Below are 19780 nucleotides of genomic sequence, written 5' to 3'. Positions count from 1 at the left end.
CATTGGATATTGTGCTGATTGTTTGCCAAGGTGCCTGCGTCGGTAACGTGAAGCGCAATGTCTTCCATCTATTACTCCGGTTTGCCAGCGCGGATGTGCCATGCCCACAGGCTTTTTGCCGATATAAATCGGGGCCTGACCTGTCAATATCCAGCTTACAACTTGAAAGTTGCACCTCGCTGTGTATGCAATCAAGTGGCAATCCACGGCGAATACCTACGATGGCTGACCGATCGCTGGATACGAAATACACGTGGTAGAACTGGCTGCGGTCGACCAACTCGTATTCGCCTGAGAAAAAGGAAGCAGCTGAATGAGCAAGACGCGAGTGTTCGGAATCGTGCTGGCCGCGGCGGCCGGCGTCATGATCGCCGGGTCGAGTATGGCGGCCGCCGGTGCGGCGCCGGGGCTCCCCCTGGAGCCGGGCACCTCTGTGCAGCCTGTCGTCGCCCCCGGTGAGCCGGATCCGACGGGTACGGGCTCGAGCAAGGCCATCACCGACATCGTCAAGGCGTTGTCGACCGGCTCGGGTAAGGGCGGCACGACGACCCCGTAATTCGCGGAGCGTACTGCCCCGCGTACGTGTGGGGATGGACGGCGGGGCGTCCTGAACTTCACCGAGGCGGTCCGGAGAAATTCGGGCCGCCTTTCGGCGTGCGAGCCGCGAGAACACCTGCAACACAACGAAAAACGGCCCGGAGAGATCCGGGCCGTTTTTCGTCGTTCAGGAAGGAATCAGAACGCCGCTTCGTCCAGCTCCATGATGTCGTTGTCCAGGTTCGACAGGATGGTGCGGACCGCGGTCAGCTCCGGCAGCATGTTGCGCGCGAAGAACTGCGCGACGGCGACCTTGCCCTGGTAGAACGACTCGTCGGCGCCGGTGGCGCCGTTGTCGAGCGCCTTGATGGCGACCTCGGCCTGGCGCAGCAGCTGCCAGCCGATGAGCAGGTCGCCGACGGCGAGCAGGAAGCGCACGGAGCCGAGGCCGACCTTGTAGAGCTCGGTCGGGTTCTCCTGGGCGCCCATGAGGTGCCCGGTGAGGGTGGCGGCCATGGCCTGGACATCCTCGAGGGCGGTGGCGAGCAGCTTGCGCTCGGCCTTGAGGCGGCCGTTGCCCGCCTCGGACTCGATGAACTTCTGTACCTGGCCGGCCACGTGGGCCAGCGCGACGCCGCGGTCGCGGGCGATCTTGCGGAAGAAGAAGTCCTGCGCCTGGATGGCGGTGGTGCCCTCGTACAGCGAGTCGATCTTCGCGTCGCGGATGTACTGCTCGATCGGGTAGTCCTGCAGGAAGCCGGACCCGCCGAGGGTCTGCAGCGACTCGGTCAGGTACTGGTAGGCCCGCTCGGAGCCGACGCCCTTGACGATCGGCAGGAGCAGGTCGTTGACCCGGTCGGCGAGGTCGGCGTCGGCGCCCGAAACCTGCTGGGCGATATCGGGATCCTGGTGCGCGGCGGTGTAGAGGTAGATGGCGCGCAGGCCCTCGGCGTAGGCCTTCTGGCTGGCCAGCGAGCGACGGACGTCGGGGTGATGGGTGATGGTGACGCGCGGCGCGGCCTTGTCGGTCATCTTGGTGAGGTCGGCGCCCTGGACGCGCTGCTTGGCGTAGTCGAGCGCGTTGAGGTAACCGGTCGACAGGGTGGCGATGGCCTTGGTGCCCACCATCATTCGCGCGTTCTCGATGACGTCGAACATCTGCGCGATGCCGTTGTGCACCTCGCCGACGAGCCAGCCCTTGGCCGGGATGCCGTTGCCGCCGAAGGTGACCTCACAGGTGGCCGATACCTTCAGGCCCATCTTGTGCTCGACGCCGGTGACGAAGACGCCGTTGCGGTCGCCGAGTTCGCCGGTCTCGTGGTCGAAGTGGAACTTGGGCACGAAGAACAGCGAGAGACCCTTGGTGCCGGGGCCCGCGCCCTCGGGGCGGGCGAGCACCAGGTGGATGGTGTTCTCGAACAGGTCATCGGCGTCGGCGGAGGTGATGAAGCGCTTCACGCCCTCGATGTGCCAGGTGCCGTCTTCCTGCTTGACGGCCTTGGTGCGGCCGGCGCCGACGTCGGAGCCCGCGTCGGGCTCGGTGAGCACCATGGTGGCGCCCCAGTCGCGATCGATCGCGATCTTGGCCCACTTCTTCTGCTCGTCGGTGCCGTTGTTGTGGAAGATGGTGTTGAAGCCGGGGCCTGCGGCGTACATGTACGCGGCGGGCTGCGCGCCGAGGATCAGCTCGCTGATGGCCCAGTGCACGGTGCGCGGGACGCCGAGTCCGCCGAGCTCCTCGGGGATGCCCAGCTTCTCCCAGCCGCCCTCCTGCAGGGCACGGAAGGACTTCTTGAACGACTCGGGGATCGCGACGGTGTGCGTCTGCGGATCGAAGACCGGCGGGTTGCGGTCGGCGTCGGCGAAGGACTCCGCGAGCGGGCCCTCGGCCAGGCGACGCACCTCGTTGAGCATCTCCTTGACGGTGTCGGCGTCCAGGTCACCGTACGCGCCGGTGTCGAGGATGGAACCCAGGCCCAGGACCTCGAAGAGGTTGAACTCCAGGTCGCGGACGTTGCTCTTGTAGTGACCCATTGTCAGTACTCACTCTCCGTTGAGTTGGTGCGGTCGGTTGGTTGCCGTTCCCGCCCGTTTGTCGCTCCACCGGTAGCCGGTCTTCGTAGCGACTGCCGACAGGTCGCTCGAGGCGATCAGCCGCACGCTACTCGCGGGTAACTTACGTTCTATATTACCGACCGGTAATGGGCTGGCAAAGGCTCGAGCGGGAATGTGACGCGAAAAACAGCGACGCGCGCGCTGCGCCGGATGGACACGCCGACGCGGGGTTACGGTGATGCGTGCGAATCGAGACGAGTGCCGGACCGGCGGAGATCGAGCTCGACCGGCCGCGCACGCCGACGTTTTTGCTGGTCATCACGCATGGCTCGGGCGGCGGGGTCGAGGCGAAGGACATCTTGACCGTCCGCGATGTCGCCGTGGAACTCGGCGGCGCGGTGGCCCGGGTGGTGCAGCCGTACCGGGTGGCCGGACGGCGGGCGCCGGGGTCGGCGGTGAAGCAGGATGAGGCCTGGCTCGAGATCGTGGCGGCTCTGCGCAGACGGGTCAAGAAGGTTCCGCTGATTCAGGGCGGGCGCAGCAACGGGGCTCGGGTGGCCTGCCGTACGGCGATCGCGGCGGGGGCGCGCGGGGTGATCGCGCTGTCGTTTCCACTGCATCCGCCGGGGAAGCCGGAGAAGTCCCGGCGTGCGGAGCTGCTGGAACCGGGCGATATCGAGGTGGTCGTCATCAATGGCGGGAGCGATCCGTTCGGCGTCCCGGACGCCGCCGACGCCGCGGAGGTGCGGGTGATTCCCGGTCAGCCGCACTCGTTCCGGACGGGATTCGACGTGATCGCCGAGACGGTCACGCCCTGGCTGGCGCGGTGGAGTGAGTAGCGCGAACGACTAGAGGCAGTACTTGGCGCCGTAGGAGATCGACTGCACGAGGCAGGCCAGCGACGCGGCGTCGCTCGATCCCGGCGAGACGCCGATCGGATCCGCCGTGGCCGGCTCCAGCGGAATTCCGCCCGGATTGGTGGCCGCGTTCGCCGCTCCCGCGCCAGCCGTCAAAGAGATGGCAACGGCGACAAGGACTTTCAGCATGGTACGGCTCATCGGGTAACTCCTCCGCAGTGGATCGGGTTACCGAGCACGCTAACCAGGAGACCGCCGACAGGCACGCCCCGAATGTCGGTGGCCACAGCATCGGCGGCGAGAACCCGCTGCGCTACGACGCCGATGCGGTCTCGCTCGATTCCGGCTCCGGGCGCGTGGCGATGACCAGTGCGTCGATGGCGTCGCGTCCCTCGGTGGGCCGGTGGACGCGTTCGGCCAGCCGGATCCGGACGCGCTTGCCTGCGATGGCCTCGCCGAGATCGGCGACGACGTCGTCGGGGGTGAAGAGCACGGAGGGGTCCTGCGGGCCGCCGTAGCCGTCGGCGATATTGGTGCTGTCGTGGCCGAGAACAAGCAAGGTGCCCTCGGGTACCAGCAGGTCGGCGGCGCGCCGGACCACGGTGCGGCGCTGCTCGGCGGGCAGATGCAGGAAGACCATCAGCACGAGTTCGAACGGGCCGCTGATGCCGGCGGCGTCGAGATCGGTGACGTCGGCGCATTGCCAGGTGATCCGGCTGCGCACCGACCGGGACAGGCGGGTGGCGATGGTGCGGCCCTTGTCCACGCCGACCTGCGAGTAGTCGACGGCGTGCACCTGCCAGCCGTGGGTGGCCAGCCACAGCGCGTTGCGGCCCTCGCCGCAGGCCAGGTCGAGGGCGCGCGGCAGTTCGGGCGCCTCGCCGTCGGGAGAGTCGGGGCGCAGCGGCGTCCGTCGCTCCAACCCGAAGACGTGCTCCACCACGGTGCTGTTCGGCGGTGCGCCCCAGACCAATTCAGTGTGCGCGTAGCGCTCGTCCCAATCGGTCGCGTCCATGCCGGTGAGTCTATTGATCCGCCAGCCAGTGCACCGGCGAGGTTTCCCGGATATGCACGAGGACGTCGAACGCGCCCGCCAACGAGGCAACGGTGATATTGGCCTCGGCGTCCTTCGCGGGGTCGTAGACGCCGCTGATGACGCGCGCCTTGGCGGGGCCGGCCAGCCACTCGCGCACCGCGTCCGGCGCGGGCTCGCTCAGGTCTAGGTAATAGGCGGGCAGGTCGACCGAGCCGAGAATCGCGTCCACGAGGTCGGGCAGTGGCGCGGGCGCCTTGGCGACGCCGAGGTCGCCGTGGTGGAAGCCGAGCGCGACCGAGACGTAGCCGGGGCCGAACTCGTCGTGCAGATAGGCGCCGACGCCGCGGAACTCCGCCGTCCCCATCCCCAAGCGCAGGTTCGTGGTGTGTGCGATGCCGTCCCAGTAGACGATCTTGCTTCCGGTCGCGCGCTGCCGATCGATGACGCGCTGTGCGGCGGGCCGCTCGTCGCGGGCGAAGCCGCCCTGCCCGGCGACGCTGTTCTTGTGGAAGTCGAGAATCAGCCGCATGTGGCGCTCGACGTCTTCTGTTGTCCCCGGCAAGGTTTCGAGCAAGGCCGAGGCGTCTCGGGCATGCTCCGCGAACGGGCGTCCCGGATGGATTCCCTGGTGCCGCTGGACATGTTCGTCCACCTGGTGCGCGGTGCGGATCGGCGCGAGGTGAGCGTCCATGGCGGCCAGCCGATCCGGCGCGACCCGGCGCACGTGATCGAGCACGATGTCGTAGTCCGCGGGCTCCGCGCTGGGCGGCTGAACGCCGAACACGCCGACCTGATCGTCGGGGTGCGCCTCGTTGAACGCGCGGATCCACTCCAGCGCCGCAACGGTTTCCGCCGTCCGCCACGGTCGCCACGAACCGGCCAGCACCGACGCGGGGTCTCCCTCGCCGGCGCGCACGTATCGATCCCAGCGTTCGCCGGAGCGGGCGCTGTCCTGAATCGCCAACTCGCGGAAGCCATGTCGCTCGACCAGCGCCCGGAAGACGCGCTCCTGCACGCCGTAGATCTGCCGGGAGAACCGCGTCGACTCGCCGAGTCCGACGACCGTCGCGGAGCCGAGCCGATCGATCAGCGCGTCGAGGTCGGGTCCGGTGTAACCGGGATCGGTATCGATGACCGGACGTGCGTTGGCGCTGAGCCATTGGCGCACGGTGGCGGTCTCGGGTGCGGCGGTGGCCATGGTTCCTCCTGAAGACGACGTTCCGACGCGGCCAAGCCTCATACATGAAGTATTGTTGAGGTCAAGGCCGTGCCGGATCGTCGGTGGAACCAGGTTCCTAGAGCGGTGTCCGCATGAGCACCACGTTGTACTGGCTGTGCACGGTCGTCAGGTAGTACAGATCACTGCCGGTCTGGTACGGGAAGATCGACGGAGCGTACGCACTCGGCAGTTCCCTGGTGTCGATCAGCACCTCGGGATCGCTCCACGGACCGGTCGGCGCGGACGCGCGCCGCATCACCACCGAGTTGAACGGGTCCGTGGTGAGCGAGATGTATTGCCCGAGATACGAGTTGTACATCACCGAGAGTTCGCCGACGCCCCACATGATCGGCGCTGCGGCGTCGACGTCATCGCGCCGCCACGCCCCGCCGTCCCAGTACTCGTACGCGCCGAGGTCGGCGATCTGCTCCTCGCGCACCCGCGCGACGTACGCGGAGTGGTTGCGTCCGGACGGCGTGCCGTACTCGTAGACGAACCCGCCGTCCTTGAGAAACGCGTTCATCTGAAAATTGCTGTCCCCGCCCTCGTTCGGGCGCCGGGTCGCGGGCAGTTCACCCCAGGTCTCGCCGTTGTCGCCGGAGGCGGCGAGGCCGGAGTAGTTGGTGCTCCACTGCCCGACCTCGTCCCAGCTGCGCACCGACATGAGGCTCATGAATTGGACGCCGCCGACCGAGATGCCCGCGGTGGGAATTCGGCTGATCTCCAGAAACGGGATCTTCGGGCTCGGCACCAGATCGCGAGCCTGGCCGAAGACGTCGCGGACGACGCTGTCGAAGTAGATGCCGCCCGCCGGATTCTGGGTGTGGCTGCGCATCAGAATATTGGACCGCCACGACCACATGCTGCCCGCCAAAAGATTCGGAAAGCCGATGCCCGCGGTGTCGCCGAACGCGGTCAGCAACTCGCCATTTCCGTTGTCCCACATGATGCCGAGATCGGTGCCGAGCACGTTGTAGGTCTGGGTGTTGTTGGGGCTGGCCATGCCGGTCAGCTGGAATACGGCTTGGGAGCGTCCCGAAAGGTTGGGCAGTCCGGTGCTCCCGTTGAGCACCGGAATCGGGTTGATGGTGTTGGGGTCCGCGCTGGCAGGGGTGGCCGCACTGATGAACAAGGCCGAGGCGCCCGTCAACGCCGAAAGCAAGATGGTTGCCGTCTTGGTCAAAATCCGTGAGCCCTCCGTGTACTCGCCGAGAGCAGTGCGAAACACAACTTCCCGCGATTACACAGACCACTCGCGGTGTTCGACGCACCACAATTCGACTGGCTGGCAAATCCTCAGGAAATGCTAGCAGTGAGGTCGTGGAAAAATGTGACGCGCGTCTCGAAGCGGTCGCTGTGTGTCAGCTTTTGCGCGGCTTACCTCGCGAGGTCGCCAGCCGAATGATCAGCGGCAACTGCGTGGCGCGTTCCAATCCGAAGGTGCGGCGTGTCGATGCCTCCCATGCCCTGTCGAACAGCCGCTTGGCGCCGGCGACGGCGTGCGGCGGACGCGCCGCGATGCGGTCGGCGAGTTTCTCCGCGGCGGCGACCGGGTCCGCGCTCACCTCGGTGACCAGGCCGATGCGCTCGGCGTAGGCGGCGTCGACGGTGTCCGCGGTCATCGCGAGCAGCAGCGCCTTGTCCACGCCGATCAGCCGGGACAGGGTGGCCGCGCCGGTCATGTCGGGCACGAGGCCGTGCTTGACCTCCATCACCGAGAACTCCGCGTCCGGGGTGACGAAGCGGAAGTCGGCGGCCAGCGCGAGTTGCAGTCCGCCGCCGTAGCAGCGGCCGTGCACCGCCGCGATCACCGGAACCCGCAGCCTGCGCCACGCCCAGCAGGCCTCCTGAAAGGTGTTGGTGCCGCGCCACGGTAGCGGAAGGAAACCACGCACGATCCCCAGCGGGTCGCCGGTCGCCTTGGCGATGTCGAGTCCGCTGCTGAAGCTCGGGCCGTTGCCGGACAGGATGACCGCGCGCACGTCGTCGCGGCCGGCGATGGTGCGCGCGGCGTCGATCAGATCGCCGAGCATCTCGAGGGTGAGGCCGTTGTGCTTGTCCGGTCGATCGAGGGTGACGTAGGCGCGGTCGCCGTCGAACCGCAGCGCGATATTGGTGCCCATTCCCGGATCTTACCCGTGAGTCAGTTCAGCGGCCGTGGGCCATTGCCCGAGCGTGCGGTCTCTGTTCTAATCGAACCCGAGTTACCGTCAATGCTGACGGTATCCGCGTCGACCCGGTGCGAGTTCGCAGGTCGACGCCCCGCGAGAGTCATCGGAGGAACAATGCTGCCAGCGGGAATGGACCCCCGAACCCCCGTGCTGGTCGGTGCCGGGCAGGTCGTGCATCGCGGCGACGAACCGGGACTGCCGGGCCCGGTCGAACTCGCCGCCGAAGCCCTGCGCCGCGCGGGCGCCGACAGCGGCGCCGGCGATCGGCTGCTGCGCTCCGCCGATCTGATCGCGGCCGCGGCCCCGGTCAGCAGGCCGTATCCGGACCTCGGCGCGCTGGTCGCCGCCGAGCTGGGCGCGACCCCGAAGCGCACGATGCAGTCCGTCCGTTTCGGCGGCGACGCGCCGCAGCGGCTGCTCAACACGGTCGCCCAGGCGATCGCCGACGGGCAGTCCGACGTCGCGCTGCTCACCGGCGCCGAGGCGGTGGCCGCGTGGAACGTCGCCACCCGCACCGGCGCGCCGCTGGATTGGCCGGAGCAGCCCGACGAGGTGCGCCCGACCGAAGTCATCGGCTCGGATCGCGCGCCGAACTCCGATATGGAGACCGCGGCCGGCCTGTGGGGCCCGGTGTACTTCTACGCCCTGATGGAGACCGCGCTGCGCGGTCGGCTCGGGTTGAGCGAGGAGCGGCATCGGGCCCGCATCGGCGGTCTGTGGTCGCGGCTGTCCGCCGTGGCGGCGGCCAATCCCTATGCGTGGCAACCTTTCTCGCAGTCGGTCGCCGACCTGGTGACCCCGACGCCCGCGAATCGGATGGTGTCCACGCCGTATCCGAAGCTGCTTGTCGCGAATCTTTCGGTGAATCAAGGCGCGGGCCTGATCATCTGCAGCGCGGCCGCCGCGGCCGCGGCCGGGGTGCCGCGGGATCGGTGGGTGTTCCCGCACGGCGGGGCCACCGCGACCGACGAATGGTTCGTCTCCGAACGCGCGGATATGGCCGCCTCGCCCGCCATCGCGGCGGCGGGGCGGGCCGCGCTGGGTGCGGCCGGTATCGGCATCGACGAGGTGCAGCACATCGACCTGTACTCCTGCTTCCCCGTCGCGGTGCAGGTCGCGGCCGAGGCGCTCGGCCTGCCGATCGACGATCCGGCCCGGCCGCTCTCGGTCACCGGCGGACTGACGTTCGGCGGCGGGCCCGGCAACAACTACAGCACGCATTCGATCGCGACCCTGGTCGGGCTGTTGCGCGAGGATCCGGGCGCCTACGGTCTGGCCACCGCGCTCGGCTGGTACATCACCAAGCACGGCGTCGGGGTGTACTCGGCCGAGCCGCCCGCGCGACTGTTCCGCGCGATCGAGGCGGACGTTCCGGTCGCCCGGCGCGACGCCGCGCCCGGCTACACCGGGCCCGCCACCGTCGAGTCGTACACCGTCGCCTACCGCAAGGGGCCCGCGCCCGAGCACGCCGACGAGCCGGAGGCGGTCGTGGTCAGCGCCCTCACCCCGGCCGGTGCCCGCATACTGATCCGTGCGTCCGACGCCGAGACCGTCGCGGCGTTCGACCAGGGCGACCCGCTCGGCGCCGCCGCCGACATCATCGCCCCCGACAAGCTCACCGTGCTCACCGAGAGGACCGTCCAGTGACCGAACCGATCTTGGTCGACCGACGCGACGCCGTCACCGTCCTGACCGTCAACCGCCCCGAGGCCCGCAACGCCATCAACCTCGCGACCGCGCAGGCCATCGAGAACGCGATCGACGAGTTCGAGGCCGACGACGCCGCCAGGGTGCTGGTGCTCACCGGCGCGGGCGGAACCTTCAGCGCGGGAATGGATCTCGTCGCCGCGTCCAAGGGCGAGATGCCGATGACGCAGCGGCGCGGGCCGCTCGGCATCGCCGCGAAGCCGCCGGTGAAGCCGATGATCTCGGCGGTCGAGGGCTTCGCGCTGGCGGGCGGGTTCGAGCTGGCGCTCTCCGGGGACCTCATCGTCGCGGCGAACAATGTCCAGTTCGGCATTCCCGAGGTGACGCGCGGCCTGGTCGCCGCGGGCGGCGGTGTGCTGCGCCTGACCCAGCGCCTGCCGCGCAGCATCGCCGCCGAGCTCGCGCTCACCGGCGGGCGGATCGGCGCGGAGCGGCTCTACCAGCTCGGCCTGGTCAATCGCGTCACCGAACCGGGAGGCGCGTTGGACGTGGCACTCGAGCTCGCCGCCCAGATCGCCGCCGCCGCACCGCTCGCGGTCGCCGCCAGTAAGCGGATCATCGACGAGTCGCCGGACTGGACGGTGGCCGAGGCGTTCGCCAAGCAGGGCGAGATCGCCTTGCCCGCACTGTTTTCCAAGGACGCGGCCGAGGGCGCGCTCGCCTTCGCGCAGAAGCGCGAACCCCGGTGGCAGGGACGCTGACCGCCGCGGGCGAACGCGCCAGGGAGACGCAGGCGCAGCGCAGGGCGCGCATGCGCACGCGTCTGCTGGACGCGGCGGTGGAGAGCCTGGTCGAGGTCGGCTACGCGGGCACGACCACCCTGGAGGTGCAGAAGCGGGCGGGTGTGCCGCGCGGCACGCTGCAGCATCACTTCCCGACCAAGGCCGACCTGCTCGCCGGCGCGGTCGAGCACCTCGCCGACCGCCGATTCGACCAGCTGACAAGGGAATTCGCGGAGCTGCCCGACTCTGCGGACCGGCTGGCGGCCGCGGTCGAGCTGACCATGCGGATGCTCAGCGGGCCGTCGTTCTGGGCCGCGCTGGAGATGTGGGTGGGCGCGCGCACCGACCCCGAGCTGCTCGCCGCGTTCCTGCCGCTGGAGCATCGGCTGTTCGAGTTGATGCACACCAGCATTCGCGACATCTTCCGCGCGGAGTTCCCCGATGACCCACGGGTGCCGACGATCACCGAGTTCACCATCGAGATCATGACGGGGCTGGCCATGCGGGTGCTGTTGACCGGCGAGCTGGATCGGAACCGGATCATCCAGCAACGCTGGCGAAACGCGGTCCGCATCCTGCTCGGCACGGCGCATCCGGACACGTTGACCGAGCCGCGCGGGCAGCGGTGATCGAGCGTGCCCTACCTCCCGCTGCGTCCGATGGTGTCCAGTACCGTCCGCGCGCATGCGGCGGGATCGTCGTAGAACGGCGTGTGCCCGCTGCCGTGCAGGGTGACGTGCTCGGCGGCGGGCAGCAGCGTCCGGGCACGGCGGCTTTGGGTGCGATGGGTCAGCAGGATGTCGCGATTGCCCCAGGCGATCGTGACGGGAATCTTTGCCAGCGCGCCGATTTCGGGCAACCGCACGTCGGCGAACGAGGCGAGGGCCGGCTCGAAACCGGGCGCATCGGCCGCGCCCACCGCCGTATCCACCGCGACCCGCGCATCGACGGCCCACGGTTTGCCGAAAACCAAGCCCAGGAACGCGGTTCGGCCGGCGGCGGAGTCGAGGATGGACGGCAGCGCCGGCCGCAGCTTGCGCGCGAGCAGCCGAGCCTTGCCGAGCGACTGCTGGCACCAGACGCGACCCGCCTTGTCCCAGAACCCGATCGGTGAGAAGGCGGTGACGGATTCGGCGAGCCCGCGGGCGCCGAGGGCCAGGGTGATGAGCCCGCCCATCGAGTTACCCGCCAGGTGCGGACGCTGGAGGCCTTGCGCCGCGAGGAATTCGGCGAGGGCGTCGGTGAGCGTGTCGACGGTCGTCGTGGACAGCGGGGCGGAACCGGCGAAGCCGGGCAGGTCGACGGCGATCACGTCGTAGGACGCCGCGAGGGTGGCGATGATCGGTTCCCACACCTGCCACCGGCTGCCGATGCCGTGCACCAGCACCAGCGGTTCGCCCGCGCCGACCCGATGATGGTTCAACGTCGTCATCGTCCTACCGCCTGATCGCTCGCCCCGGTCCGACTACCCTAACAGCAGTCGACCGCCTTCAGTTGGGTGGACACCGCCGTCCGTCGCTGTTTACGACTGCTGAGCTGGTCGAATAGCAGGACTAGGCGGTACGATAAATGGTATGGCAACGCGTAAGGTCACCCTTTCGCTGGACGAGGCCGCCTGGTCCTTCGCCGAGCAGGCCGCGGCCCGCGCGGGCATGTCGCCCTCGGCATGGATATCGAAGGCCGCCCGGCGCGAGGCCGTGCGCACCGGGTGTAGCCCCGTTCCGGATGTGACGGCCCAGGCCGCCGCCGACGCGGCCGAGCTGGCCGCCGCCGAGGAGGCGATGCGTGCGGCGGGGTGAACTGTGGATCTACAACCCGCATGGTTCGCCGCGACGCCGCACAGTCGTGCTCATCAGCAGTGACGGCATCAACGAGTCGCCGAGACCGTGGCTGATCGCCGCCGAGGTGGTCGAGGACGATCCCCAGGACATCCTCGCGGTGCCGGTGGAGCGGTACGGCTGGGTGCACGCGGGAAATATCGGCCGCATCTTCCGCGGGTGGCTCGCCGAACGCGTCGACGACATGGAGACCGAGGCGCTCGAACGCCTGGACACCGCCTTGCGCGCCGCGATGGATCTGTGAGAATGCGTTCCGCGCGAAGCCTTTCGGCCCGCTCGGTACCATCGTGGCCGACGTCCCACGGCGTCCGTTCGGCGGACGCGGTGGCCATTCTCGACAGATAGGGATTCAGGTGCGGATCTCCCTGATCGCCGCCGCGCTCATCGCGCTGCCGGTGCTCGCCGCGTGCGGCGACGATAAGGCGGCGGCGCCGACGGTGACCCAGGCCGACCTCGCCAAGTCGCTGCGGGACAAGGGGCTCAAGAGTCAGCAGCTCGCCGATTGCGCCGCGAAACTCTTTGTCGAGCAGGGCATCTCGCAGGAGGGCCTGCGGGTGATGGTCAGCGACGAGTACGACACCAAGGCCGCCGATCAGGAGACCCTCGGCATGAGCAAGGCGGACGCGGAGAAGGCGCGCACCGCAGGCGCCCGCGTCGCCACCGAATGCATGACCGCCCCGCGCTGACGCACCCGCGACCGCCGCGGACCCATTTCGATCGCGGTGCGCGCAACCCGTGAGCCGGGCAGCGCGCTGGTTCATCGTGGGGTGATGACATCCATCGAGGCCGAATCCGCCACGGACACCGAACTGGACGCGGTCTTCGGACCGATCTTCGAGCGCATCGCGCAGGGCGCGGTGGCGCGGGAGGTCGACCGACGCCTGCCGTTCGAGGAGGTGGGCTGGCTGCGCGAGGCGAAATTCGGCGCGCTGCGGGTGCCGGTCGAGTTCGGCGGTTACGGCGTCACCGTGCGGCAGCTGTTCCGGCTGCTGATCGAGTTGGCCGCCGCCGAGTCGAACCTGCCGCAGGCGCTGCGCGTGCACTTCTCGTTCGTCGAGGATCAGTTGCTGGCCGAGCCTGGCCCGAGCCGCGAGCAGTGGCTGCGGACCGCGACGAGCGTGTTGGTCGGCAATGCGATCACCGAGCCGGGCGTCGGCGCGGTCGACCGCTACCGCACCCGGCTGACCAGGGACGGCGACCGGTGGCTGCTCAACGGCGTGAAGTACTACAGCACCGGCTCCCTCTACGCCGATTACATCCTGGCCGCGGCGGACCGCGACGGTGAGCGGGTGGGGGTGCTCGTCGACGCGAACGCCGACGGCGTGCGTCAGCACGACGACTGGGACGGCTTCGGGCAGCGGCTGACCGCCAGCGGCACAACGGAATTCATCGACGTGGAAGTGTCCGACGAGCGCATCCTCGGCCCGGGCTACGGCGCGCCGGGACCGACCTACGCGACCTCGTATCTCCAGCTGGTCCAGCTCGCGGTGCTCGCGGGCATAGCGCAGCGCGCCGAACAGGACGCCCGCGAATGGGTGGCGGGCCGCACCCGCAGCTACTCGCACTCCGCCGCGGACTTCCCGCGTCAGGATCCCTTGGTACAGCAGGTGATAGGGCGGCTCTCGGCGGCGGCCTTCGCCGCCAAGTCCAGCGTGCTCGCGGTCGCCGACGTCCTGGACGAGGTCTTGGCCGCGGGCGCGAAAGACGAAAAGTCCTTGGTCGCCGCGGAACTCGCCGCCGCCCAGGCACAGCTCGCCGTGATCGATCTCGTGCTGCCCGCCACCACGCTGCTCTTCGAGGTCGGCGGCGCCTCGGTCGTCTCGGAGCGTCAGCGCCTCGACCGGCACTGGCGCAACGCCCGCACCATCTCCGTGCACAACCCGGCCATCCAAAAGGCGAGGGCCATCGGCGATCACCTGCTCAACGGCGCGGATTTGCCCTTCGCCTGGAGCGCGGGCGAACGCAAGCCCGCGACGGAGGCGGCACGGTGACGCGCCGAATCCGCTTCAACGCCTTCGACATGAACTGCGTCGCCCACCAATCACCTGGACTGTGGCGGCATCCGGACGATCAGTCGCACCGGTACAAGGAGCTGAGCTACTGGACCGACCTGGCGAAGCTGCTGGAGCGCGGGCGTTTCGACGGCATCTTCATCGCCGACGTCCTGGGCACCTACGACGTGTACGGCGGCAACGACATCGCCGCGCTGCGGCAGGGCGCGCAGATCCCGGTGGCCGACCCGCTGCTGCTCGTCTCGGCCATGGCCGCGGTCACCGAGCACCTCGGCTTCGGCATCACCACCGGCACCGGCTTCGAGCATCCGTTTCCGTTCGCGCGCAGGTTGTCCACCCTCGACCATTTGACCAACGGGCGTATCGGCTGGAACGTGGTCACCGGCTATCTGCCCTCGGCGGCAAGGAACTTCGGCGCGGACGATCAGCTCGACCACGACGAGCGCTACAACCAGGCGGACGAGTATCTCGAGGTCCTGTACAAGCTGTGGGAAGGCTCGTGGGAGGACGACGCGGTGGTCCGCGACGCCGCCAGGGGCGTCTACGTCGACCCGGCGAAGGTGCACCATATCGGCCATCGAGGCAAGCACTTCACGGTGCCGGGCATCCACCTCTCCGAGCCGTCGCCGCAGCGCACGCCGGTGATCTATCAGGCGGGCGCCTCGCCGCGCGGCGTGCGCTTCGCCGCGGAGAACGCCGAGGCCATCTTCATCGCCGCGCCGTCGAAAAGGCTGCTCGCCCAGACGGTTTCCCGCATTCGCGAGGCGCTGCGGGACGCGGGCCGCGATCCGTACTCCGCCAGGATCTACGCGCTGGCGACCATCATCACCGACGCCACCGACGAGGCGGCGCGGCGCAAACACGAGGAGTACCTGTCCTACGCCAGCATCGAGGGCGGCCTCGTCTTCATGTCCGGCTGGATGGGCATCGACCTGTCCGGTTACGACCTCGACGATCCGATCGGTCAGGTACAGAGCAACGCCATCCAGTCCGCCGTCGCCGCCTTCCAGGAGTTCGACGACGACGGCAGGGAGTGGACCGTGCGCGATATCGGCCGGTGGGCGGGCATCGGCGGCATGGGCCCGGTGTTCGTCGGCTCGGGTGCCACCGTCGCGGATCGGCTGCAGGAGTGGGTCGACGAGACCGACCTCGACGGCTTCAACCTCGCCTACGCGATTACTCCCGGCTCCTTCGAAGACGTTGTGCGGCACGTCGTTCCGGTGCTGACCGAACGCGGCGCCTACGCCACCGACTACGTCCCCGGCACCCTGCGCAACGCCCTGTTCGGCGCGGGCGATCGGCTACCGGACGAGCACCGCGGCGCGCGCTACCGGGCGGGTGCGCCGGGCTCCACCGCGCTGTCGGATGAGGTCTCGCGTCCGGGAGCGGCGGTAGGTTCTTAAGCGCCGGTCCGGCGGGCACTCCGGTGCTCGCCGGACTAAGCCGGCAGGCTATCCAGGAAAGCCTGTGCGACGGCTTCGAGCCCGTCCCTATCGATGTCGTCGAATCGCCTTGGTTTCGGGCTGTCGAGATCGAATACGCCGATGAGCGCGTCATCGTGCACCAGCGGAACGACGATTTCCGAGCGCGTATCGGCGTCGCAGGCGATATGCCCGGGGAACGCGTGCACGTCGGGCACCAATTGGGTCTGCCTGGTCTCTGCCGCCGTGCCGCATACGCCTTTTCCGATGGCGATGCGCACGCACGCGGGTTTGCCCTGGAATGGCCCGACGACGAGCTCGTCTCCGTCGTAGAAATAGAACCCGACCCAATTGACGTCCGGCAGCGCGTGGAATACCAGCGACGCGAGGTTGGCGGCATTGGCGATTCGGTCGTGCTCGCCCGCCACCAGCGCCTGCGCCTGCGCGGCGAGCTGTCGGTACTGCTCGGTGCGGTCTCCGGTCAGGTCGGCAACGGTGAACGACATGGCCCGAATGGTACGCCAGGCGAAACTCCCCGCCGCTCATTCATTCTCGCTGATCGCAACACTGACGAGGGCCGCGTCACAACGCGGATGATCCGAGCATGACAACGCAGAATTCCGTTCCCCGTTCCATCCGTTCGGCCGCGGTGATCGGCGCCGGGCAAACCGGCGTCACTGCGGCACTGGGCCTGCTCGACGCCGGATTCGACGTCACCCTCTACAGCAACCGCGACCAGCGCGCGCTGCGCGACGACGTTCCTGCCACCGGCACGGCCCTCGAATTCGGTATCGCCCAGCAGGCCGAGTCCGCGCTCGGCCTGGACAATTACACCGCGCGGGCCCCGCGGCACACCGGACTGAGCGTCCGCATCGCCGGACCGGACCGCGCCGAATTGATCCAATTCGACGGCAATTTCGACGGCTATGTCGGTGTAGCCGTCGACACCCGCCTCAAAGCGGACGAACGACTGACCGCGTTCCAGGAGCGCGGCGGTCGTTTCGTCGTCGAGCAGGTGACTCCGGACAGCCTCGACGCCATCGCCGCGGACAACGCCCTCACCCTGGTCGCCACCGGCCGCGGCGGGCTGTCCGACTTGTTCCCGATCGACGCGTCGCGCACCCCCTACGACGCGCCGCAGCGTTCGCTGCTCACCGTCACGGTCACCGGAATCGGCTACGGCAGAGACGTTTTCGCACACCGCAGTCCGGCGGGCGGCGCGCACAGCGGCTTCTCCATCCTGGCCGAGCAGGGCGAGGCCTGGTGGGGCCCGTACCTGCACAAGGACGCGGGCCCGAGCTGGGCGTTCCTCGGCTGGGCCCGCCCGGGCAGCGAATGGGAAACCCGTTTCGCCGCAGCGGATTCCGCCGAGTCCGCGCACCGCATCGTGCAGGACCTGTACCGGGACTTCATCGATTGGGATCTGCCGGAGGTGCTGGCCACCGAGGTGATCACCGACGACCCGCACTCCTGGCTGAAAGGCGCTGTGCGACCGGTGGTCCGGGCCGGGGTCGGGCGCACCGCGGGCGGCCACGTGGTGGCCTCGCTCGGCGACACCTCCGCCGCCTACGACCCCATCGCGGGTCAGGGCGCGCAAAGCGGGCTGATCCAGGCACAGCGGCTCGTCGCGGCCGCCGCGGTGCACGACGGCCCGTTCGACGAGGCATGGCTCGCCGAGCAGTACGCGGGCTTCCTCGCCGTGCGCGGCGACGCCGCCAACAAGGTCACCCGCCTGTTCCTCGGCGATCCCGAACTGGCCGAGATCGGCAATACGCTCTTCGCCGCCGCGAGCGTCGACCCGAAGTTCGCCGCCGCCCTCGTCGGCCTGCTGCACCACCCGCAGCCGCTCCTCGCGATCGACTCGGTCGCGGCGGCCGGCGAGTTCATCGCCCGCGTCACCGGCGAGGACGCGACGGCCCTGCTCGGCCGCTTCGTCCCGGCCGGAACGTTCGCCCGATCCACCTTCACCAACGCCCTCGCCAACGCCTGAACACTCCACCGCGATCCGATCGCACAGATTCAAACCCTCGTGCCGCTCGGATCGCGGTGCTGGAGTGGGAGCAGATCGACGGCTACCCCCGACCCCCTGGAGCAAGCAATGACCACGGAGCAGATCGCCGATGAGATCAAGTTCGCCTACTGGGTGCCCAATGTCAGCGGGGGACTGGTCACCAGCGAGATCGAACAGCGCACCGGCTGGGACTTCGAGTACAACAAGAAACTGGCGCGGACCGCGGAGAACAACGGCTTCGACTACGCGCTGTCCCAGGTGCGCTACACCGCGTCCTACGGCGCCGAGTTCCAGCACGAGTCGACCTCGTTCAGCCTCGCGCTGCTCGGCGCGACCGAGCGGCTGAAGGTGATCGCGGCCGTGCACCCCGGCCTCTGGCATCCGGCGGTGCTGGCCAAGTTCGGCGCGACCGCCGACCACCTGTCCAACGGTCGCTTCGCCATCAACGTCGTCTCCGGCTGGTTCGCGGGCGAATTCACCGCGCTCGGCGAGCCGTGGCTCGAGCACGACGAAAGATACCGGCGCAGCGCCGAATTCCTCGAGGTGATCCGCAAGATCTGGACCGAGGACGCGGTGAACTACGGCGGCGACTTCTACCGCATCCGCGACTTCACGCTGAAGCCGAAACCGCTCAACACCCCCGAGCGCCCGAATCCCGAACTGTTCCAAGGCGGTAACTCGACGGCGGCGCGCCGCAACGGCGGCCGCTACGCCGACTGGTACTTCTCCAACGGCAAGGACTTCGACGGCGTCACCGAGCAACTCGACGACCTGCGCGAGATCGCCAGGGCCAACAGTCGCGAGGTGAAGTTCGGGCTGAACGGCTTCATCATCGCCCGCGACACCGAGAAGGAGGCGCGCGACACCCTGCGCGAGATCGTCGAGAAGGCGAACAAGCCTGCCGTGGAAGGGTTTCGGGACGCGGTGCAGCAGGCGGGCGCGTCGACCAAGGACCGCAAGGGCATGTGGGCCGACTCCTCGTTCGAGGATCTCGTGCAGTACAACGACGGTTTCCGCACCCAGCTCATCGGCACACCCGAGCAGGTGGCCGAGCGCATCGTGGCCTATCGCGAGCTCGGCGTCGACCTGATCCTCGGCGGCTTCCTGCACTTCCAGGAGGAGATCGAGTACTTCGGCGCGAAAGTGCTCCCGCTTGTTCGGGAGCTGGAGGCCGCGCGGCGGCCGGTCGCGGCGGTCGGCTGATGACTGTGACCGCGGAGGTCGCGGCCGACCGGATAACGTCGGCCGCGCAAGCCTTTTCGGTCGCCGAGCGTCTCGCGGGGGAGTTCGCGACGGGGGCCGCCGCGCGCGACCGCGGCCGGATACTGCCGCATCAGGAGGTGGATCGGCTCGCGGCCAGCGGGCTGCTCGCCGTCACCGTGCCCGCCGAGTACGGCGGCGCGGACCTGCCGCCCAGCGCGGTGGCCGAGGTGGTGCGGATCCTCGCCGTCGCCGACCCGAATATCGCGCAGATTCCGCACAGCCACTTCGTGTACGTGAATCTGGTGCGGCTGGCCGGCGTCGAACAGCAGCGGCGGCGCTACTTCGCGCAGGTGCTCGCCGGTGGCCGGATCGCCAACGCCCAATCCGAGCGCGGCGGCGCCACCATCGCCGACATCGCGACCACCGTGCGGCCCGCCGGTCCGCGCTTCCGCGTCGACGGTCGCAAGTTCTACTGCACCGGTTCGCTTTTCGCGAATCTGCTCGCCGTGCTGACCAAACTCGAGGACTCCGAGGGGAGCAGCGGCCTGGAGCCGGGGGAGTACATCGCCTACCTGCCCGCGGACTCGCCCGGCGTGCGGATCGTCGACGACTGGAACGGCGTCGGGCAGCGCACCACCGGCAGCGGCACGGTCACGTTCGACAATGTGCTCGTCGACCGGGACCAGCTGATTCCCCGCTCGGCCGCCGTCCGCGCACCCACCGGCTACGGCGCGTTCGCGCAGCTGCTGCACGCGGCCATCGACACCGGCATCGCCCGCGGCGCGCTCGCCGCCGCCACGGAGTTCGTGCGCACCACCAGCCGGCCCTGGTTCGAGGCCGGTGTCGCGCGCGCCGTCGACGACCCGCTGCTCATCCAGCGCTTCGGCGAGCTGTCGGTGACGGTGACCGCGGCCGAGGCGACCCTCGTCGCGGCGGGCGCGGCCGTCGACGCGGCCACCCATACCGCGCGTCAGGGCAGTTCGGCACCCCC

Annotated in this window: 21 protein-coding genes; 13 read left to right on the top strand and 8 right to left on the bottom strand. The window is 69.1% G+C overall.

Features of this window, described 5'->3' with window-relative positions; genetic code table 11:
• Window positions 1–313 precede the first annotated feature (313 nt).
• Window positions 314–556 carry a hypothetical protein gene (locus ON39_RS32010; RefSeq protein WP_040739801.1) on the top strand — a complete coding sequence of 81 codons (243 nt, stop codon included), beginning with the start codon at window positions 314–316 and terminating at the stop codon, window positions 554–556.
• Window positions 557–735: 179 nt separating this feature from the next.
• Here ON39_RS32010 and ON39_RS32005 read toward each other — a convergent pair whose 3' ends face one another.
• Window positions 736–2571: an acyl-CoA dehydrogenase gene (locus tag ON39_RS32005; RefSeq protein WP_040739800.1), complete on the bottom strand. Its 1836-nt coding sequence runs from the start codon at window positions 2569–2571 to the stop codon at window positions 736–738.
• A 263-nt stretch (window positions 2572–2834) separates the two neighbouring features.
• Here ON39_RS32005 and ON39_RS32000 point away from each other — a divergent pair, with 263 nt between their 5' ends.
• A complete protein-coding gene (locus ON39_RS32000) occupies window positions 2835–3431 on the top strand; it encodes an alpha/beta hydrolase family protein (RefSeq protein WP_040739799.1) in 597 nt (198 codons plus the stop codon).
• Window positions 3432–3440: 9 nt separating this feature from the next.
• On the opposite strand, the gene ON39_RS31995 is transcribed toward ON39_RS32000, so the two are convergent.
• The 5 genes from ON39_RS31995 to ON39_RS31975 all read right to left on the bottom strand — a co-directional run bounded on the left by ON39_RS31995 (window position 3441) and on the right by ON39_RS31975 (window position 7827).
• Window positions 3441–3650 (bottom strand): hypothetical protein, encoded by a 210-nt coding sequence (locus ON39_RS31995; RefSeq protein ID WP_040739797.1) that lies wholly within the window; start codon window positions 3648–3650, stop codon window positions 3441–3443.
• 112 nt (window positions 3651–3762) lie between these two features.
• Window positions 3763–4464: a class I SAM-dependent methyltransferase gene (locus ON39_RS31990; RefSeq protein ID WP_040739796.1), complete on the bottom strand. Its 702-nt coding sequence runs from the start codon at window positions 4462–4464 to the stop codon at window positions 3763–3765.
• A 10-nt stretch (window positions 4465–4474) separates the two neighbouring features.
• Window positions 4475–5683, bottom strand: coding sequence for an erythromycin esterase family protein (locus tag ON39_RS31985; protein WP_040739795.1), 1209 nt, complete (start codon window positions 5681–5683; stop codon window positions 4475–4477).
• A gap of 97 nt (window positions 5684–5780) precedes the next feature.
• On the bottom strand, window positions 5781–6887 hold the full coding sequence (locus ON39_RS31980; protein ID WP_040739837.1) for a glycoside hydrolase family 183 protein: 1107 nt from the start codon (window positions 6885–6887) through the stop codon (window positions 5781–5783).
• A gap of 178 nt (window positions 6888–7065) precedes the next feature.
• On the bottom strand, window positions 7066–7827 hold the full coding sequence (locus ON39_RS31975; RefSeq protein WP_040739794.1) for a crotonase/enoyl-CoA hydratase family protein: 762 nt from the start codon (window positions 7825–7827) through the stop codon (window positions 7066–7068).
• Window positions 7828–7989: 162 nt separating this feature from the next.
• On the opposite strand from ON39_RS31975, the gene ON39_RS31970 reads away from it, so the two are divergent.
• From ON39_RS31970 to ON39_RS31960, 3 genes are read left to right on the top strand one after another with little or no spacing between them, the layout of a single operon-like run.
• Window positions 7990–9522: a TLP1 C-terminal extension domain-containing protein gene (locus ON39_RS31970; protein WP_040739793.1), complete on the top strand. Its 1533-nt coding sequence runs from the start codon at window positions 7990–7992 to the stop codon at window positions 9520–9522.
• The gene (locus ON39_RS31965) at window positions 9519–10283 is read left to right on the top strand and encodes a crotonase/enoyl-CoA hydratase family protein (protein WP_040739792.1); all 765 of its coding nucleotides are present in this window, start codon (window positions 9519–9521) and stop codon (window positions 10281–10283) included. Before ON39_RS31970 ends, ON39_RS31965 begins: the two co-directional genes overlap by 4 nt.
• Window positions 10268–10933: a TetR/AcrR family transcriptional regulator gene (locus ON39_RS31960; protein ID WP_051187392.1), complete on the top strand. Its 666-nt coding sequence runs from the start codon at window positions 10268–10270 to the stop codon at window positions 10931–10933. The genes ON39_RS31965 and ON39_RS31960 overlap by 16 nt, the downstream gene beginning before the upstream one ends.
• An 11-nt stretch (window positions 10934–10944) precedes the next feature.
• Here ON39_RS31960 and ON39_RS31955 read toward each other — a convergent pair whose 3' ends face one another.
• Window positions 10945–11736 carry an alpha/beta fold hydrolase gene (locus ON39_RS31955; protein ID WP_040739791.1) on the bottom strand — a complete coding sequence of 264 codons (792 nt, stop codon included), beginning with the start codon at window positions 11734–11736 and terminating at the stop codon, window positions 10945–10947.
• Window positions 11737–11878: 142 nt separating this feature from the next.
• Here ON39_RS31955 and ON39_RS31950 point away from each other — a divergent pair, with 142 nt between their 5' ends.
• The 5 genes from ON39_RS31950 to ON39_RS31930 all read left to right on the top strand — a co-directional run bounded on the left by ON39_RS31950 (window position 11879) and on the right by ON39_RS31930 (window position 15557).
• Window positions 11879–12103 carry a hypothetical protein gene (locus ON39_RS31950; protein WP_040739790.1) on the top strand — a complete coding sequence of 75 codons (225 nt, stop codon included), beginning with the start codon at window positions 11879–11881 and terminating at the stop codon, window positions 12101–12103.
• Window positions 12090–12386, top strand: coding sequence for a hypothetical protein (locus ON39_RS31945; RefSeq protein WP_040739789.1), 297 nt, complete (start codon window positions 12090–12092; stop codon window positions 12384–12386). The genes ON39_RS31950 and ON39_RS31945 overlap by 14 nt, the downstream gene beginning before the upstream one ends.
• Before the next feature lie 109 nt (window positions 12387–12495).
• Window positions 12496–12828, top strand: a complete 333-nt coding sequence (locus ON39_RS31940; RefSeq protein ID WP_040739788.1) for a hypothetical protein — start codon at window positions 12496–12498, stop codon at window positions 12826–12828.
• Window positions 12829–12912: 84 nt separating this feature from the next.
• The gene (locus ON39_RS31935) at window positions 12913–14133 is read left to right on the top strand and encodes an acyl-CoA dehydrogenase family protein (RefSeq protein ID WP_040739835.1); all 1221 of its coding nucleotides are present in this window, start codon (window positions 12913–12915) and stop codon (window positions 14131–14133) included.
• Window positions 14130–15557 (top strand): LLM class flavin-dependent oxidoreductase, encoded by a 1428-nt coding sequence (locus ON39_RS31930; RefSeq protein WP_040739787.1) that lies wholly within the window; start codon window positions 14130–14132, stop codon window positions 15555–15557. The genes ON39_RS31935 and ON39_RS31930 overlap by 4 nt, the downstream gene beginning before the upstream one ends.
• Window positions 15558–15592: 35 nt before the next feature.
• Here the strand turns inward: ON39_RS31930 and msrC are convergent, their stop codons facing one another.
• Entirely contained in the window at window positions 15593–16081 is a 489-nt protein-coding gene (gene msrC, locus ON39_RS31925; protein ID WP_040739786.1) for a free L-methionine (R)-S-oxide reductase MsrC, read from the bottom strand.
• Between the two features lie 98 nt (window positions 16082–16179).
• Here msrC and ON39_RS31920 point away from each other — a divergent pair, with 98 nt between their 5' ends.
• From ON39_RS31920 to ON39_RS31910, 3 genes are all read left to right on the top strand, one after another.
• Window positions 16180–17565 (top strand): styrene monooxygenase/indole monooxygenase family protein, encoded by a 1386-nt coding sequence (locus tag ON39_RS31920; RefSeq protein ID WP_040739785.1) that lies wholly within the window; start codon window positions 16180–16182, stop codon window positions 17563–17565.
• Between the two features lie 108 nt (window positions 17566–17673).
• Window positions 17674–18789, top strand: coding sequence for a dimethylsulfone monooxygenase SfnG (sfnG, locus tag ON39_RS31915; protein ID WP_040739784.1), 1116 nt, complete (start codon window positions 17674–17676; stop codon window positions 18787–18789).
• A partial coding sequence (locus tag ON39_RS31910) for an acyl-CoA dehydrogenase family protein (RefSeq protein ID WP_040739783.1) occupies window positions 18789–19780 on the top strand: 992 nt, incomplete at its 3' end. The genes sfnG and ON39_RS31910, both read left to right, overlap by 1 nt.

It is taken from the genome of Nocardia tenerifensis NBRC 101015, from assembly GCF_000308715.1.
GTDB lineage: Bacteria > Actinomycetota > Actinomycetes > Mycobacteriales > Mycobacteriaceae > Nocardia > Nocardia tenerifensis.
The sequence above is the reverse complement of the archived record's forward strand: the minus strand, read 5'-3'. Positions and strand labels throughout refer to the sequence as shown.

Bases quoted from the DNA above. Each gene is read 5' to 3' on its own strand.
- ON39_RS32010 (WP_040739801.1), top strand. From the start codon at position 314: ATGAGCAAGACGCGAGTGTTCGGAATCGTGCTGGCCGCGGCGGCCGGC.
- ON39_RS32005 (WP_040739800.1), bottom strand. From the start codon at position 2,571: ATGGGTCACTACAAGAGCAACGTCCGCGACCTGGAGTTCAACCTCTTC.
- ON39_RS31995 (WP_040739797.1), bottom strand. From the start codon at position 3,650: ATGAGCCGTACCATGCTGAAAGTCCTTGTCGCCGTTGCCATCTCTTTG.
- ON39_RS31990 (WP_040739796.1), bottom strand. From the start codon at position 4,464: ATGGACGCGACCGATTGGGACGAGCGCTACGCGCACACTGAATTGGTC.
- ON39_RS31985 (WP_040739795.1), bottom strand. From the start codon at position 5,683: ATGGCCACCGCCGCACCCGAGACCGCCACCGTGCGCCAATGGCTCAGC.
- ON39_RS31975 (WP_040739794.1), bottom strand. From the start codon at position 7,827: ATGGGCACCAATATCGCGCTGCGGTTCGACGGCGACCGCGCCTACGTC.
- ON39_RS31970 (WP_040739793.1), top strand. From the start codon at position 7,990: ATGCTGCCAGCGGGAATGGACCCCCGAACCCCCGTGCTGGTCGGTGCC.
- ON39_RS31955 (WP_040739791.1), bottom strand. From the start codon at position 11,736: ATGACGACGTTGAACCATCATCGGGTCGGCGCGGGCGAACCGCTGGTG.
- ON39_RS31950 (WP_040739790.1), top strand. From the start codon at position 11,879: ATGGCAACGCGTAAGGTCACCCTTTCGCTGGACGAGGCCGCCTGGTCC.
- ON39_RS31935 (WP_040739835.1), top strand. From the start codon at position 12,913: ATGACATCCATCGAGGCCGAATCCGCCACGGACACCGAACTGGACGCG.
- msrC (WP_040739786.1), bottom strand. From the start codon at position 16,081: ATGTCGTTCACCGTTGCCGACCTGACCGGAGACCGCACCGAGCAGTAC.
- ON39_RS31920 (WP_040739785.1), top strand. From the start codon at position 16,180: ATGACAACGCAGAATTCCGTTCCCCGTTCCATCCGTTCGGCCGCGGTG.
- sfnG (WP_040739784.1), top strand. From the start codon at position 17,674: ATGACCACGGAGCAGATCGCCGATGAGATCAAGTTCGCCTACTGGGTG.